The organism is Sorangium sp. So ce367 (genome assembly GCF_051520455.1).
GTDB lineage: Bacteria > Myxococcota_A > Polyangia > Polyangiales > Polyangiaceae > Sorangium > Sorangium cellulosum_B.
Genome location: NZ_CP150334.1, coordinates 892079 through 907282, shown reverse-complemented (window position 1 = coordinate 907282; position 15204 = coordinate 892079). Strand labels below are relative to the sequence as shown.

At 71.1% G+C, this 15204-nt stretch carries 10 protein-coding genes; 7 read left to right on the top strand and 3 right to left on the bottom strand.

Annotated elements, in window-relative coordinates:
• Positions 1-197 precede the first annotated feature (197 nt).
• Together WME97_RS03435 and WME97_RS03430 are read right to left on the bottom strand one after the other, a co-directional pair.
• Positions 198-1295, bottom strand: coding sequence for a pectin acetylesterase-family hydrolase (locus tag WME97_RS03435; protein ID WP_437549512.1), 1098 nt, complete (start codon positions 1293-1295; stop codon positions 198-200).
• 71 nt (positions 1296-1366) lie between these two features.
• A complete protein-coding gene (locus WME97_RS03430; RefSeq protein WP_437549510.1) occupies positions 1367-1972 on the bottom strand; it encodes a hypothetical protein in 606 nt (201 codons plus the stop codon).
• 349 nt (positions 1973-2321) lie between these two features.
• On the opposite strand from WME97_RS03430, the gene WME97_RS03425 reads away from it, so the two are divergent.
• The 6 genes from WME97_RS03425 to WME97_RS03400 all read left to right on the top strand — a co-directional run bounded on the left by WME97_RS03425 (position 2322) and on the right by WME97_RS03400 (position 10423).
• Positions 2322-3263: an aldo/keto reductase gene (locus WME97_RS03425; protein WP_437549509.1), complete on the top strand. Its 942-nt coding sequence runs from the start codon at positions 2322-2324 to the stop codon at positions 3261-3263.
• A 5-nt stretch (positions 3264-3268) separates the two neighbouring features.
• A complete protein-coding gene (locus WME97_RS03420; RefSeq protein WP_437549508.1) occupies positions 3269-4102 on the top strand; it encodes a 3'(2'),5'-bisphosphate nucleotidase CysQ family protein in 834 nt (277 codons plus the stop codon).
• 6 nt (positions 4103-4108) lie between these two features.
• Positions 4109-5257 carry an NAD(P)/FAD-dependent oxidoreductase gene (locus WME97_RS03415; protein WP_437549506.1) on the top strand — a complete coding sequence of 383 codons (1149 nt, stop codon included), beginning with the start codon at positions 4109-4111 and terminating at the stop codon, positions 5255-5257.
• Positions 5258-5383: 126 nt separating this feature from the next.
• A complete protein-coding gene (locus WME97_RS03410; protein ID WP_437549504.1) occupies positions 5384-6226 on the top strand; it encodes an SDR family oxidoreductase in 843 nt (280 codons plus the stop codon).
• Positions 6227-6446: 220 nt separating this feature from the next.
• Positions 6447-8204 carry a hypothetical protein gene (locus tag WME97_RS03405; RefSeq protein ID WP_437549503.1) on the top strand — a complete coding sequence of 586 codons (1758 nt, stop codon included), beginning with the start codon at positions 6447-6449 and terminating at the stop codon, positions 8202-8204.
• 272 nt (positions 8205-8476) lie between these two features.
• Positions 8477-10423: a sigma 54-interacting transcriptional regulator gene (locus tag WME97_RS03400; protein WP_437549501.1), complete on the top strand. Its 1947-nt coding sequence runs from the start codon at positions 8477-8479 to the stop codon at positions 10421-10423.
• Positions 10424-10820: 397 nt separating this feature from the next.
• Here the strand turns inward: WME97_RS03400 and rsgA are convergent, their stop codons facing one another.
• Positions 10821-11885, bottom strand: coding sequence for a ribosome small subunit-dependent GTPase A (gene rsgA / locus WME97_RS03395; RefSeq protein WP_437549499.1), 1065 nt, complete (start codon positions 11883-11885; stop codon positions 10821-10823).
• 834 nt (positions 11886-12719) lie between these two features.
• Here rsgA and uvrB point away from each other — a divergent pair.
• Entirely contained in the window at positions 12720-14879 is a 2160-nt protein-coding gene (uvrB, locus tag WME97_RS03390) for an excinuclease ABC subunit UvrB (RefSeq protein ID WP_437549497.1), read from the top strand.
• The last annotated feature ends 325 nt before the right edge of the window (positions 14880-15204 follow it).

Genomic DNA, 15204 nt, shown 5'->3' with positions numbered 1-15204 from the left:
GCCCACGCGCCCGCGTTCGCGGCGGACATAATCTAGAGCTCTGGCTGCGCGTCAACTGGCGCCGCGACGGCGCACGCCTGAGCGGGCGACCACGCCCCCCTGCGCCCGCCCTCCCGCGCACACTCCGCCCGGCGCCGACCAGCGCGCACCCCGCCCCTCGCTGCCCGGCCGCCGCGCCGCCCACCGCCGGGCGACGCTCAAGGCGAACCGCAAGCGTCGCACGCGACGCTCGGCGGCGGCGCACCGTTTGCGAGCCCGTCGAGCCATTGCACGAGGCGCGATCCGCGCGACTCGAGGGTGTAAAATTCCGGCCGCCAGAGGATGCAGTGCGCGGAGCCGGCGGCAAGGAACGACCTGAAGTTCGGCGTCGACGCCTCGATCTCGGCGATCTCTGCCCTCATGGCGTCTGACCACGCCTGGGCTCCGCCGCCGCCCATCGCGTTGAAGAAGAAGACCTGGTCCTCATCATAGGCGGTGTTGTACTGCGACAGGCGCATGTCCGGGTAATGGGCGCCGATCTTCTCGTAGAGCACCGACAGCCGCGCGAGCTCGGCCGGATCGAGGCCAGGTATCCATGTGGGATAAGCGCCCTCGGGCTTCCAGGAAGGAAGGCTGTCCCTGAAGAACGTCTCCGTGATGATCCCTGCCCCGCTGTCGGCGAACTCGATGACCGACGCGCCCTTGTAGTGCTCTCGCAGGTGCGCGGACCAGAGGATGGCGCCATACGCGCCCGCGCTGCAGCCCGTCACGAAGATCTTCTCTGGCGCGGGGACGTTCTCGTAGATCCAGCCGAGCGCCGCGCGGACGTTGACGGCGCCCTTGTGCTGGATGGTGACGGCCTGGCTCCCCTCCCCATACGTGGCCACGTTGTCGCCCCAGTGCACGTCCCCGGTGCAATAGGGGATGTACACATGGTGCCACTCCTTGAAGGGGTTGTCCGGGTTCTCATGATCGTAGATCCCGGTCGTCAGGGCGTCCTCGCCGACCGTCTCCTGGAAGAGCGATCCCGCGAACGAGCACGTGGTCGCGTCCCAGCACGCGCCGCCGCCGCGGAACTCGACGATGAGGCGATTGACGGTGCCCGGACGGACGAAGTACTTGAACGGATCACCGCGCGAGCACGTCGTCTCGCCGCCCGGCTCGATGGAGCTCCAGCCGGACGGCAGGCTCAGGATCCCGCCCCGCGGCTCGCGGCTCGGATCTTCGTGCTCGGCGGACGTGCCGCCACAGCCGAGGACGGCGAGCGGGCAGAGCAGGAGTTGAACCGGAAGGGGCGGAACGATCGTGAATCGCATGGAGGGCAGAGAATACCACTCCATGACGCACGGGCATCACCCGCCGGTGACGGCCCGCTCGTGCCCTCGCGTCATGGCACAGGGGCGTGCTCTGCCCACAGCTGCGCGGCGGCCTCGCCGACCGCGCGGCGGATCGACCCCTCGTCGAGGCGGGCGCGGTCGCGCGGCGCGAGGGCGGCGCAGATGCCGAGCGCGACGAGGTAGAGGGCGCCGATGAGCCCGATCCAGCGCAGGCCGGACGCACCCAGGCGTGAGATGATCTCGATGGGCACGATCTGCGCGCGGATCTGGACGGCCCCGATCACGAGCACGGCGCGGTCGCCTTCCTGGAGCTCGATGTCGGCCGGGCCCGTCAACAGGCGCGCGAGCCCGTCGGCGCCGTGGAGGCGCGCCCGCGTCCGCCGCGGGACGTGCAGCACGTAGCGGGCGCCGATCACCTCCGCGATGACCGGGGCCGCTCTATCGAGCTCCCCCGACGGCACGCGCACGATGGACGCGGGCGTGTCTCCGATGTGCGCGCGCCCCTCCGCGAGCACGTGGCGGACGCCGAGCACGTCTTTGCCTCGGACGGCGACGAGCTCCAGCGCGCGCCGCGCAGAGGCGCTCGCCGCGGGCGGCCGCGACCTCCGGTCGCTGATGGGTTCGGCCGCCGATGCCTCATTAGGCCCTTTCGCCATACTCTCCAGCCCCCTTCGTCGGCCACCGGCAGGGCTCGACTCGACATGTCACCTGAAGACCCTGCCCCCGCGGCGCCGCCCCGCGCGCTTCCGCATCACTCCCCTTCCCTGGCTCTCTGGCATGGAGCGTTCCGTGGCCGAGCGCGCAGGGACGTGGCGGCCCGGCGACCCGCGCCGGCCGGTGAGGCCCCGGAGGACGCGCCCTGCGACCGCGCGCCGAGGCGCGACGGGGGACGCCCTCCCCGGGGCAGCTCCGCCGCTCCAGAGGGGCGCGCGACGCGGCGCGCCGTGCCCGGCGCTCCGCCCCTATTTCGTGGCGCCCTCCCGGCGCTGGTGTAGATCGCCGCCCGTGAGGAAGCGCCCCCTCGGCAAGACGACCCTTCAGGTCTCGGAGCTCGCCCTAGGCACCTGGGGACTCTCCGGCGACGGCTACGGTCCCGTCGCCGACATCGAGATCGATCGCGTCATCGATCGCGCGCTCGCGGTCGGCATCGACCTCTTCGACACCGCCGACGTCTACGGCCGCGGCGAGATGGAGCGCTGCCTCGGCAGGCGGCTCCAGGGCGCCGGCGCGACGTTCGTCGTCACCAAGATCGGCACCGTTCGCGACGGCGATCCCCCGACGAAGCGCTTCGACCCCGCCCACCTCCGCACCGCGTTCGAGCGGTCGCAGGAGCGCCTCGCCCGCGAGGTGGTCGACGTCGTCCTGCTGCACAACCCCACCGTGGCCGCGATGCAATCGAAGGAGGCCCTCGCCTTCCTGAAGGACCTCAAGCAGGCCGGGAAGATCCGCGCCTACGGCGTGAGCGCCGGCTCCGCGGACGTCGCCCGCTCCGCGCTGCGCGACGAGGTCGACGTCATCGAGATCGCCTACAACGCCTTTTTCCCCGGCGACCTCCACGACGTCGCCGGCGACGTCTCCGAGTCCGGCGCGGGCGTCCTCGCCCGATCGGTGCTCGCGCACGGGCTGCTCGCCGGCCAGTGGAGCTCCGAGCGCGAGTTCTACCTCGACGATCACCGCTACCAGCGGTGGACCCGCGACGAGCTCAAGACCCGCATCCGCCAGCTCGACGCGCTCAGGCCGCTGGTCTCGGGCGCCGTCACGTCGCTCCGCTCGGCGGCCCTGCGCTTCGTCCTCGCGAACCGCGTCGTCTCGTCCGCCGTGCTCGGCCCCCGCTCGGTCGCCCAGCTCGACCAGCTCGTCCGTGAGGCCGGCATGCCGCCCTACCTCCAGGACACGGCGCTCACGGAGCTCTCCGTGCGCCTCAAGCAGGCCGGGATCGAGGTGTGAGCACGATGGACCGGAACGACAGGGAGCTCGACGAGATCGTCCGCATCGCGCGCGCCGCGGCGGCGATCGTGATGGACGTGTACGCGACGCCGTTCGCCGTCGAGATGAAGGGCCCCGGCGACCCGGTGACCCGCGCCGACCGCGAGGCGAACACGCTCATCTGCAGCGCGCTCGAGGCCGCGTTTCCCGGCGAGGCGATCCTCGCCGAGGAGAGCGTCCCGACCGGCGACGAGCTCGCCTCGCGCCTGCGGAAGGAGCGGGTGTTCTTCGTCGACCCGCTCGACGGCACGCGGGAGTTCGCGGACAGGAACGGCGAGTTCGCCGTCATGATCGGGCTCGCGGTCCGCGGCCGCGCGGCGCTGGGCGTCGTGGTGATGCCCACGACGGGCGAGGCTTTGGCCGGCCGCGCCGGCGAGGGCGGCGCCGCCTTCCTCGAGGCGAGGGACGGCAGCCGCAGGCCGCTCCGGGTCTCGGCCGTGAGCGCTCCGGCCGACGCGACGCTCATCATCTCGCGCTCGCACCGGCCGAAGGAGCTCGAGCCGGTCCTCGCGCGGCTCGGCATCTCGAAGGTCGTCCCCTGCGGCTCGGTCGGCGTGAAGATCGCCCGGATCGCGACCGGCGAGGTCGACCTCTACGTGCACGGCGGGGGAGGCGCCAAGCTCTGGGACAGCTGCGCGCCCGAGGCCGTGCTCCTCGGGGCGGGCGGCAGCTTCACCGACCTCTCGGGCGCGCCCATCGACTACAACGGCCCCGGGCTCAAGCTCGGCCGCGGCATCATCGCCTCGAACGGCGCCCTCCAGGCCGCCGTCGTCGCCGCGGCGAGGTCGGAGCTCGGCTGAGGCGCGATGCGGGGGCAGGCCGAGATCGTCATCATCGGCGCGGGGATCATGGGCCTCGCGATCGCGTACAACCTCGCGCGGCACCACGGCATCACCGACATCGTCGTCGTCGACCGGAGCTACCTCTGCGGCGGCGCCAGCGGGCGCAACGGCGGCGGGGTCCGGGCGCAGTTCTCGAGCGAGGGCAACATCCGGCTCATGCAGGAGAGCATCCGCATCTGCCGGGATTTCGCCCGCGAGATGAAGATCAACATCTGGTTCCGGCAGGGCGGCTACCTCTTCCTCGTGCGTAGCGAGGCGGGCCGCCGGACGCTCGAGAAGAGCGTCGCCGTGCAGAACGCGTGCGGCCTCGGGACGCGGATGCTCACCGCCAACGAGGCGCGCGCGATCGTGCCGCAGCTCTCGACCGACGGCGTCGTGGCGGCCAGCTACAACCCCGACGACGGCGTCGTGTTCCCGTGGCCGTTCGTCTGGGGCTACGCCGAGCGCGCGCAGAAGCTCGGCGTCGACATCGCCACCTTCACGAACGTCCTCGGCTTCCGCACGCAGGGCGCGCGGATCGACGCCGTGGTCACCGATCGCGGCGAGATCCGGACGAACAAGGTCGTCAACGCGGCCGGCGCGTGGAGCCCCGAGATCGCGCGCATGCTCGGCGTGGAGCTGCCCAACCACCCGCACCGCCACGAGATCTGCTCGACCGAGCCGCTCAAGCCCTGGCTCGGCCCGCTCGTCGCGGATCTCTCGAACGGCCTCTATTTCTCCCAGTCGATGCGCGGCGAGATCGTGGGCGGCATCTCCAACGAGGACGTCCCCGACGGCCTCGACATGGGGTCGAGCCACAAGTTCCTCGCCCTGTACGCGCGGGCCCTCGTCACCGCGTGTCCCCTCCTCGGCAGCGTGAAGGTGCTGCGGCAGTGGGCCGGCTGTTACGACCTCACCCCGGATCAGAACCCGATCGTGGGCGGGGTCGACGAGGTCGAGCACTTCTACCAGGCCTCCGGGTTCATGGGGCACGGCTTCATGATCGCGCCCGTCATGGGCAAGCTCCTCGCGCAGCACATCGCCGAGGGCGCCTCCCTCCCCCTGTTCGACCGCTGGAACCTGCGGCGCTTCAGGGAGGGCCGGCTCCTCAGCGAGGCGATGATCATCGGCTGAGCGCCCGCCCCGGCGGCGCGGCGGCGGCGGCGGTTCGACGCGGCGCACGCGCCGCACGCGCCGCACATGCCGCGCCCCGCGCTCCCCCGCCGCGTCGCGCTTCGCCTATACTCGCGCCCCTTCGCCATGGGTCACCTCGTCCTCGTCACCGGCTCCTCGAGCGGCATCGGCCTCGCGACCGCGGTCGCGTGCGCGGCCGCGGGCCACCGGGTCATCGCCACGATGCGCCGCCCCGAGAAGGCCGGCGCGCTCCTCGCCGCCGCCGGCGCGCGTGGCGTCACGCTCGAGATCGAGCAGCTCGACGTCGCCGCGGCGAGCGCGCCCGACAGGGTCCGGGAGATCCTTCGGAAGCACGGCCCCGCTTACGCCCTCGTCAACAACGCCGGCATCGCGGTCGGCGGCGCCTTCGAGGAGCAGGCGGACGGCGACGTCCGGGCGCAGTTCGAGACCAACGTCTTCGGGCTGATGGCCGTGACGCGCGCGGTGCTCCCCGCGATGCGCGGCGCGGGGCGCGGCCGCATCGTCAACGTCTCGAGCCTCTCCGGGCTCGTCGGCCTCCCCGGCGTCAGCGCCTACGCGGCGACGAAGCACGCCGTCGAGGGCTTCAGCGAGGCGCTGCGCTGGGAGGTCGCCCCGTTCGGCGTCCACGTCTGCCTCGTCGAGCCCGGCACCTTCAAGACCGAAATTTTCTACGAGAACCAGCGGCGCGGCGCCCACGTCTCGCTCGACGGCCCTTACGGCGCGATGACCAGGGCGATCGAGCAGATCGTCCTGAAGGACGCCGCCAAGGCGCCGCCGCCCGCCCCGGTCGCGGCCGCGATCCTCCGCCTCATCGACGACGCATCGCCGCCTTTCAGGACCCTCGTCGGCCGGGACGCACGCGCGCTCGTCGCGCTGCGCCGTGTCATCCCCGACCGGCTCTTCGCCACGGGGATCCGCCGGCTCGTCTCGGCGCCGCGCTCGCGTTGACACGTTCTCTGGCGGCGAATAGCGTCGGCTTCGCCGTTTCCATGGCGGAGCGGCGCCACGTCGTGGCCGAAGGGGGGCCGCGCCCCCTGCCGCGCGCTGTTTTTGTCCACTTTCGTCCCCTCAGGCTAACGAAGGCTAGCCGCTGACCGCCTCTCCTGAAGCGCGCCGTGCGACGGCGAGGTCAGGCCGGCAGCATCACCGAGGTCCCGGAGGAAACACCATGTCCCGCTCAGCACGCAGCATCCTGCCGCTCCTTCGCTCGCTCCTCCTGGGGGCCGCCACCGCGTCGTCGATGGCGCTCTCCGCAGGCGTCATCGTCGGATGCGGCGACGAGAACGACCCCGAGACGCACGTCAAGCGGCTCGACGACCCGGCCACGCTCACCGCCTCCGTCAACCGGCTCGTCCAGTTCTTCGAAGACGCGATGACGCGTGACAACAAGGACCGGAACGGCCCGACCGTGAAGCCGCTCCTCGACAAGATCATCGAGCCGATGACGCAGAAGTGCGTGACCGGCGATCTCGACGAGCGCACGAACTCGAAGCTCATCAAGTTCATCTCCGACACGAGGGACCCGCGCGGCGAGGCCTGCCTCATCAAGGCGCTGAAGGACTACAAGCCCGAGTCCACCGAGGAGGACGTCCGCTGGTCCGTGCGCGCCCTCGGCGCGATGAAGTCGGAGAAGGCCGCCGAGCCGCTCATGGCCGTCTTCTCGAAGCTCCAGCACGGCAAGCCCAAGGGCTCGACGATCTCGCGCGACGTGCACGACGCGATGGTCGACATCAACAGCAAGTCCTGGGAAGACGGGCTCATCACGATGATCGGGCGCCCGATCAACGACCCGAAGGACGTCGGCACGATGCGGAACGAGCTGTTCTGGCAGATCACCGCCGCGGAGCTGCTCGGGTGGCAGCGCAGCGAGAAGGCGGTCGTGCCGCTGCTCAAGGTGGTGCTGTCGCCGTTCAAGGCGGACGCGGCCACGACGGCCATCCTGGCGCTCACGAAGATCGGCAAGCCCGCGATCCAGCCGACGATCGCGCTGCTCCAGGGCGACCAGAAGGAGCTCGTCGAGTACTCGAAGGTCGAGAACCTGAAGGGCGCCGGCGGCGACAAGGCGAACGCGGAGCAGAAGAAGGCCGCGGAGACCGCCCACGTCGCTGCGGCCGCGCTCGTCCTGGCGACGATCGGCCGGCAGGAGTCGTCGCAGCCGCTGCTCGCCGCGCTCGGGAAGGCCGAGGATGTGCCGCGCGCCATCATCGCGCGCGAGCTGACCAAGGTGCCGAGGACGCCGGAGACCCTCGCGGCCTTCCAGGCGGCCTACGAGAAGACGCCCGCGGGGCTCGAGATGCCGCCGGCCGGCATCAACGCGCGGGTGATGCTCGCCGAGGCGGCGAGCAACTTCTTCGACGCGAGCCTCGTGCCGTGGCTCGTGAAGACCGGCCTCGAGGCGCGCGGCGAGGAGGACGACGTCGCGCAGATCCGCGACGTCTCGCTGCAGACGGCGCTCAAGCTGATGAAGCCCGACCAGATCGCCGACGTCGACCGGCTCGCGGGCACCCGCACGAGCGGCGGCGGCACGGTCGGCAAGTCGATGGAGAAGGAGATCAAGATCGCGAAGGAGCTGCTCGGGGCCTGCGGCACCAAGCTCGAGTGTTACGTCGGCAAGCTCGGCGAGCCGGCGTCGCAGGCGAAGGAGACGCAGTTCCAGGGGATCAAGTCCGCCTACATGGCGGGCGTGCTCGGCACCCCCGAGGTCCGGCAGCAGATCATCGACGCGATGCCGAAGGTCTCGAACGCGGCCGTCCGCTTCGTCTCGGTCTCGGTCATCGACGCCCTCTCGCCGAAGGGCGACGCCGAGGTCGCGACCAAGCTGCAGAAGATCGTCGACGAGGGCGAGGCCTCGAAGGATCCCGAGAAGATCGCCGGCAACGCGCCCTTCAAGACGGTCATCTACCGCCTCACCGCCCGCGCGCAGTGACCGCCGCAGCGCCATGCGCCCCGTCCGCGGTCGGGGCGCCTGGAGCGCCTGGAGCGCATGGAGCGCGCATGCGGGCACATCACCTGGATCCAGATTTTCCTTGATTGGCGCCGCCTGGGCGCGATGCTTGCGCGAGCTTCGAGCGAAGCTCGCGCGAAGCTTGCGCGAAGCTTCACCGACGCGCCTGGCTCCTGATTTTTCCTGGCGTCTCCGCCGTCTTGACGGTTTACTCCGGCCCTTGTCACGGGGTCTTTCCGGCTGAAGAACGAACCATGATCGTGCTCGAGGTAACCCAGGGTCTCGCTGCCGGGCGCACCTTCGAGCTCCAGGGCGAGCTGATCACGCTCGGGCGCTCGTCGGACAACCGCGTCGTCCTCGACGATCGCCACGTCTCCGGGGCGCACGCGCGCATCGTGAGCGGCGCCGACGGGGTGATCCTCGAGGATCTGCGCTCGACGAACGGCACGAGCGTGACGCGGCGGGGCGAGCGGCTGGAGCTCGGCGCGGGGCGCAGCGCGCTCGCCCTCCAGACGGGGGACGTCATCGAGCTCGGCTCCGGGGACGCGGTCACCCGGATGGTGGTGAAGATCCCGGAGGAGGCCGACGACGCGCGGGTCGTCTCGATCCGCCGCCTCGACGAGATCGAGCCTGCCGAGGCGAAGATCGAGCGCGACCCGAGCGCGCTGTCGGCGATGTACGCGGCGCAGAAGCGCATCGGCGCGGCGACCGATCTCGACGAGGTGCTCGCCGAGATCGCCGACGCGGTGCTCGCGCTCGTGCCGAGCTCGACCCACGTCACGGTGGTGCTGCGCGACGACGACCAGGAGCCGGGCGCGGCGCCGGCGGCGTTCGTGCCGGTGCTGACGCGGGTCCGGTCCGCGTCGGGCAAAGGGGGGCCGCCTGCAGGGCCGGTCCCGATCACGCGCAGCGTGTACCGGAAGGTGATCAAGGAGCGGGCGGCCGTGCTGGCCGCCGACGCGCCGATCGAGGTCGGGCAGTCCGAGTCGCTGATGGGCGCCTCGATCCGCAGCACGCTCGCCGTCCCGCTCTGGAAGGGCGAGGAGATCATCGGCGTGCTCCAGGCCGACAACCGGAGCGTGCCCGGGATGCTGAACGCCGGCGACCTGGAGACGCTCCTCGTGCTGGCCGCCAACGCCTCGCTCGCGGTGGCGAACGCCCGGCTCATCAAGCGGCTCGTGCTCGCGGAGGAGCGGCTCCAGAAGGAGAACAGCTTCCTCAAGGGGCGCGAGGAGCGCCGCCGGGGCGGCAGCGGGGGCGCGGTCGACATCATCGGCAACAGCGACGCGATGCGCAAGGTCATCGGGCAGCTCGACAAGGTCGTCGACACGCGCGTGACGGTGCTGATCGAGGGCGAGACGGGCACGGGCAAGGAGCTCATCGCCGCCGCCGTCCACTACCGCTCCCGCCGCCGCGACAAGCTGTTCGTCGCGCAGAACTGCGCGGCGCTGGCCGAGAGCCTCCTGGAGAGCGAGCTGTTCGGGCACAAGAAGGGGTCCTTCACGGGCGCCACCGAGGAGAAGAAGGGGCTGTTCGAGATCGCCGACGGCGGCACGCTCTTCCTCGACGAGATCACCGAGACGCCGCTGTCGCTGCAATCGAAGCTCCTCCGGGCGCTCCAGGAGGGCGAGATCCGGCCCGTGGGCGCGACGAGCCCGAAGCACGTCAACGTGCGCATCGTCGCGGCGACGAACCGGAACCTCGAGGACGAGGTGGCCAAGGGGCGGTTCCGCGAGGACCTCTACTACCGCCTCAAGGTCTTCCCGATCCGCCTGCCGCCGCTGCGAGAGCGGCGCGACGACATCTCGCTGCTCGCTACGCACTTCCTGGAGCGCTACGCGGACGAGATCGGCAAGCCCTGCGGCGGGTTCAGCCAGCAGGCGATGGAGCTCATGGTCGCGTACGACTGGCCAGGCAACGTCCGGGAGCTCCAGAACGAGGTGCAGCGGATCGTCATCCAGCTGGAGCCGGGGGCGTTCGGGACGCCGGAGCTGCTCTCGCCGAGGATCCGGCAGGTCGAGGGGCTCATCGCGCGGGCGGGGACGCCGAAGGGGTCGCTCAAGGAGATGATGGACGCGGTCGAGAAGTTCTTCCTCCTGGAAGCGCTGCGCGGGCACAACAACAACAAGACCAACGCGGCCAAGTCGCTCGGGATCACGCGCGAGGGGCTGCACAAGAAGCTCCGGCAATACGGGATCTGACGGGACACGGGACACGGGACACGGGACACGGGACGGAGAGGGCTTCCCAGGACGCGGGGGAGCCCTCGGGAGGGGGTGTCGCGCGCGGGGCCGGCGGGGGGCCCTTCCCACGAACTCGCGCCTTGTGGTGGCTATGGCCGGCTGAACGGGGGAGGGAGAACCAAGGGCGAGTGGCTTCGATGCGGGCCGGCGCTCGGGTTCGTGGGGCCCTTCCCCCGCCGGCCCCGCGCGCGACACCCCCTCCCGAGGGCTCTTTCCAAGGGATGGGAAGAGCGGTTTCGAGGGGGCGCGCAGGCGGGCGGGGGCGGGGGGAGGATGCGGGGGATTTGCTGGGGGTGTCTACGCGGCGTGGCGGGGACGCTGGGGGCTGGCCGCGGGGGCGGGAGGGCGGCTCCGCTTATCGCTTCGGATTGGCGCGCATCTGCTTCGAGATCTGCTTCCAGCGCCGCTTCTCCTCGATCCTCGCGCGCACGTCCTGCTGCCCGGCGAGGTGGCGTCGCTCCGCACCCAGCTTGAGGTAGGCGCCGAGACGCTCGGGATCGAGGTCGCCGTCCTTGATGGCACGGAGCACCGCGCAACCGGGCTCGCCGTCGTGCGCGCAGTCCCGGAAACGGCAGGCCGCGGCGTGGGCCTCGACGTCGTCGAAGCCGGCCGGGGCGCTGCCGCCCGCGGACCAGACGCCGAGCTCCCGTATGCCCGGCGTGTCGATGAGGAGGCCACCTCCAGGGATCAGGAACAGCTCCCGGTGAGCCGTCGTGTGGCGGCCACGCTCATCCGACGCCCGGATCGCGCCCTCGAGCTGGACCTCCGCGCCGAGCAGGCGATTGCTGAGCGCGGACTTCCCCACGCCGGACGAGCCGACGAGGGCGATGGTCTCCCCTGCCCCGATCTCGGCGCGAAGCGCGTCGAGGCCGGCGCCGGAGAGCGCGCTGACGAGCGCGATCGGCGCGGCAGGGGCCACATCCCGCGCCGCGTCGATGTACCGCTCCGGATCCGGGCAGACATCGGCCTTGTTGAGCACGAGGACCGGGCGAGCGCCGCTGTCGAGGACGGCGTCGATGTAACGCTCGATGCGGCGCAGATTGAAGTCGGCGTTCAGCGACGTGACGATGAACACCTTGTCGATGTTGGCCGCGAGCACCTGGGCCTCCACCGTGGGCCCCGCGGCCTTGCGGCGCAGGCACGTGCTCCGCGCGAACGTGTGCACGATGTACGAAGGCCCGGCGCCGTCGCCCGGCCTGAGGCCCACCCAGTCACCGACGGTGGGGAGCGCCGCGCGGTCGGCTGCCTCGTGCGCGAGGCGACCGCTGACCACCGCGATGCGCGGGCCATCCGCCGTCTGAACGTGGTGCCTGGACGCGGAGGCGAGGACGACGCGCGCAGGCTGCACGGCATCCTTGAGACAGGCGAGCTGGCTCGCGAAGAAGGGAGTCCATCCAAGCCCGACCAGATCGGGCTGCATTTCGTGCTGAGAAGACGGATCAACGAGAGAATCGAGGCGAGTTTGCATGACGGACGAGCGCTCCATGGCGTTCGGCCGCGCCCGAGCTCGGTGCGCGGCGATCGACGGACAGGGCGCGGCGGCGAACAAGCGCGCACGCGCCGGCCATTCCACGCGCGGGGCCACCGCGGAGCGGAGCTCGTCGATCGATCAGGACGTCACGCCAGAAGGCACACCCGGCCAGGGCAGATCCCTGGGAGGGGCACGCGCTCAGGGCACACACGCGCCCCTCAGGGCACGCGGGCAACGTCGCGGAGACGTGGAGACGAGCTCAGCCGGCCGCGGCGGAAACGACGGCGGCGGCGCAATGGGTGTGCGATGTGTTGGCACTCATGACCTGACCTCCGCGTTCGGCTCACGTCACCACGACGCGACAGCACCTAGAATCCTATGGCCCCGCGCCGACGTCAAGCGCTCTCGGCTCGGCCCGGCCGCATGGGCAGCGAGCACAGCGCGCGCGTACGGAGCGCGCGTCATGCAACGAGCGCGCGAAGCCCGCTCTGGGGTGCAACGAGCGCGCGGCGAGGTGCGGCGCATGCGGCGAAGCGGGGACGAGCGTGGGCCGGACGGAGGCGCGCGGGACGACGTGGGGCGCCCTCGTTCCAGGTGAACGACAGTGGGTCGACAATTTCCGCTCGGCCGATGGTTGCCAATGGTTGCCGATAGTTGGAAGACCGACGAAGCCGGACGAAGCCGGACGAGACCACGCCTTCCCGGCGAGGCCACCCCGCCCTCCGGCCCTGAAGGCCGCGGAGGTTGCGAGGAGCGCCTCGCCGCACTAGGGTCCTCCGCTCCATGCCCACACACTTCGAGCTCGTCTCCGAATTCAAGCCGTGCGGTGACCAGCCTCGCGCGCTCCAGGAGATCTGCTCCGCTTTCGAGCAGGGCGAGGCCTTCCAGGTCCTCCTCGGCGTCACGGGCAGCGGCAAGACGTTCACCGCCGCCAAGGTGATCGAAAAGCTGCAAAAGCCGACCCTCATCATGGCGCCGAACAAGACGCTGGCGGCCCAGCTCTACGGCGAGATGCGGGACCTCTTCCCCAACAACGCCGTCCACTACTTCGTCAGCTACTACGACTACTACCAGCCCGAAGCCTACGTCCCGACGAGCGACACGTTCATCGAGAAGGACGCGATCATCAACGACGCGATCGACCGCATGCGCCACGCGGCGACGCACGCGCTGCTCTCGCGGCCGGACGTGATCATCGTCGCCTCCGTGAGCTGCATCTACGGCATCGGCTCGGCCGAGAGCTACCACGGGCTCCTGATCAAGCTCGAGCGCGGCACCGAGATCCGCCGCGACGAGCTCCTGCGGCGGCTCGTCGACATCCAGTACACGCGGAACGACGTCGATTTCCACCGCGGGACGTTCCGCGTCCGCGGCGATGTCGTCGAGATCTTCCCGGCCTACGAGGAGGCGCTCGCGATCCGGGTCGAGTTCTTCGGCGACGAAATCGAGGCCATCAAGGAGGTCGACCCGGTCCGCGGCAAGGTGGTGGGCCAGCTCGATCGCTACGCGGTCTTCCCCGGCTCCCACTACGTCACCGAGCAACAGCAGCTCAGGCTCGCGATCCAGGCGATCCGCGAGGAGCTGCGCGAGCGCATCGACTTCTACGACAGGGCCGTGCGCTTCCTCGAGAAGCAGCGTATCGAGCAGCGCACGATGTACGATCTCGAGATGCTGGAGCAGATGGGGTTCTGCAACGGCATCGAGAACTACTCGCGCCACCTCTCGGGCCGGAAGGCCGGCGAGCCCCCGCCGACGCTGATCGACTATTTCCCGAAGGACTTCCTCCTCATCATCGACGAGTCGCACCAGACCGTCCCGCAGGTCGGGGCGATGTACCGGGGCGACCGGGCGCGGAAAGAGACGCTCGTCGAGTACGGGTTCCGGCTCCCCAGCGCGCTCGACAACCGGCCGCTCAAGTTCGAGGAGTTCGAGCAACACTACGCGCAGGTCCTCTTCGTGAGCGCGACGCCCGGCGACTACGAGCTGCAGAAGTCGGCCGGCTCTGTCGTGGAGCAGATCATCCGGCCGACCGGGCTCATCGATCCGCAGATCCAGATCCGCCCGGTGTCCGGTCAGGTCGACGACCTGCTCGCGCGCATCCGGGAGCGGGTCGGCCGCGGCGATCGCGTGCTCGTCACCACGTTGACCAAGCGGATGGCCGAGGATCTGACCGAGTACTACACGGAGCTCGGCATCCGGGTCCGCTACCTCCACTCGGACGTCGACACGCTCCAGCGCGTGGAGATCCTCCGCGATCTCCGGCGCGGCGAGTTCGACGTGCTGGTCGGCATCAACCTGCTGCGCGAGGGGCTCGATCTCCCCGAGGTGTCGCTGGTCGCCATCCTCGACGCCGACAAGGAGGGCTTCCTCCGGAGCCCGCGCTCGCTCATCCAGACGATCGGCCGCGCCGCACGCAACGTGAACGGCGAGGTCGTGATGTACGCCGATCGCATCACCGAGGCGATGAAGCGCGCGATGGACGAGACGAACCGGCGGCGCGCGATCCAGGAGGCGTACAACAAGGAGCACGGCATCACGCCGGCCACGGTGAAGAAGGCGATCCTCGACCTGTCGCCCACCTCGGGCACGCGCGACTACTACGCCGTCCCGAAGGGCCCGGCGAAGCCCGCGACCGATGCGGCGCGCGCCGCGGTGGACCTGGTCGACCAGATCGACGCGCTCCGGCAGGAGATGTTCGCGGCGGCGGAGAACCTCGAGTTCGAGAAGGCGGCGCGGCTGCGCGATCAGCTCCGGCAGCTCAAGGCACAGCAGGGGGACGGGGACGCCGGCGCGGCGCGCGAGGCGGCCGAGGAGAAGCCGGCGCGGGCCGGGCGGCCGGCGAGCCGGCGCGGTCCGGGCGGCAAGGGGGGCGGGCGGCCGGCGGCGGGCGGCAAAGGGGGCGGACGGGCGGCGGCGGGGCGAGGGGGCGGGCGCTACCGATAGCGACGGAGCCCGCGGGGGAGGAGGCTGCGCACGCGGGGGGGCGGTGGGCCCTCCCACGAACTCGGGCCTTTTGGGGGGCTGTTGCCGGCTGGACGGGTGAGGGAGGACCGCGCGGATGGGGCTGCGCTGCGGGCCGGCCCTCGGATTCGTGGGGCCCGCCCACCGCCCCCCCGCGCGCGCAGCCTCCTCCCCCGCGGGCTCTTTGTGGGGGGGTGGGGGGATGGGGAGGCTGCAGGCGTGCAGGCGCGGCGGGCCATGGGGAGCAGGAGGTCGCCGGGGCGTGGAGCGCGGAGGGGGAGCGGTGGTTTGGCAAACGCTCTTTCGG

Coding starts and splice junctions, on each gene's coding strand:
- WME97_RS03435 (WP_437549512.1), bottom strand. CDS start 1,295: ATGCGATTCACGATCGTTCCGCCCCTTCCGGTTCAACTCCTGCTCTGC.
- WME97_RS03430 (WP_437549510.1), bottom strand. CDS start 1,972: ATGGCGAAAGGGCCTAATGAGGCATCGGCGGCCGAACCCATCAGCGAC.
- WME97_RS03420 (WP_437549508.1), top strand. CDS start 3,269: ATGGACCGGAACGACAGGGAGCTCGACGAGATCGTCCGCATCGCGCGC.
- WME97_RS03415 (WP_437549506.1), top strand. CDS start 4,109: ATGCGGGGGCAGGCCGAGATCGTCATCATCGGCGCGGGGATCATGGGC.
- WME97_RS03410 (WP_437549504.1), top strand. CDS start 5,384: ATGGGTCACCTCGTCCTCGTCACCGGCTCCTCGAGCGGCATCGGCCTC.
- WME97_RS03405 (WP_437549503.1), top strand. CDS start 6,447: ATGTCCCGCTCAGCACGCAGCATCCTGCCGCTCCTTCGCTCGCTCCTC.
- WME97_RS03400 (WP_437549501.1), top strand. CDS start 8,477: ATGATCGTGCTCGAGGTAACCCAGGGTCTCGCTGCCGGGCGCACCTTC.
- rsgA (WP_437549499.1), bottom strand. CDS start 11,885: ATGCAGCCCGATCTGGTCGGGCTTGGATGGACTCCCTTCTTCGCGAGC.
- uvrB (WP_437549497.1), top strand. CDS start 12,720: ATGCCCACACACTTCGAGCTCGTCTCCGAATTCAAGCCGTGCGGTGAC.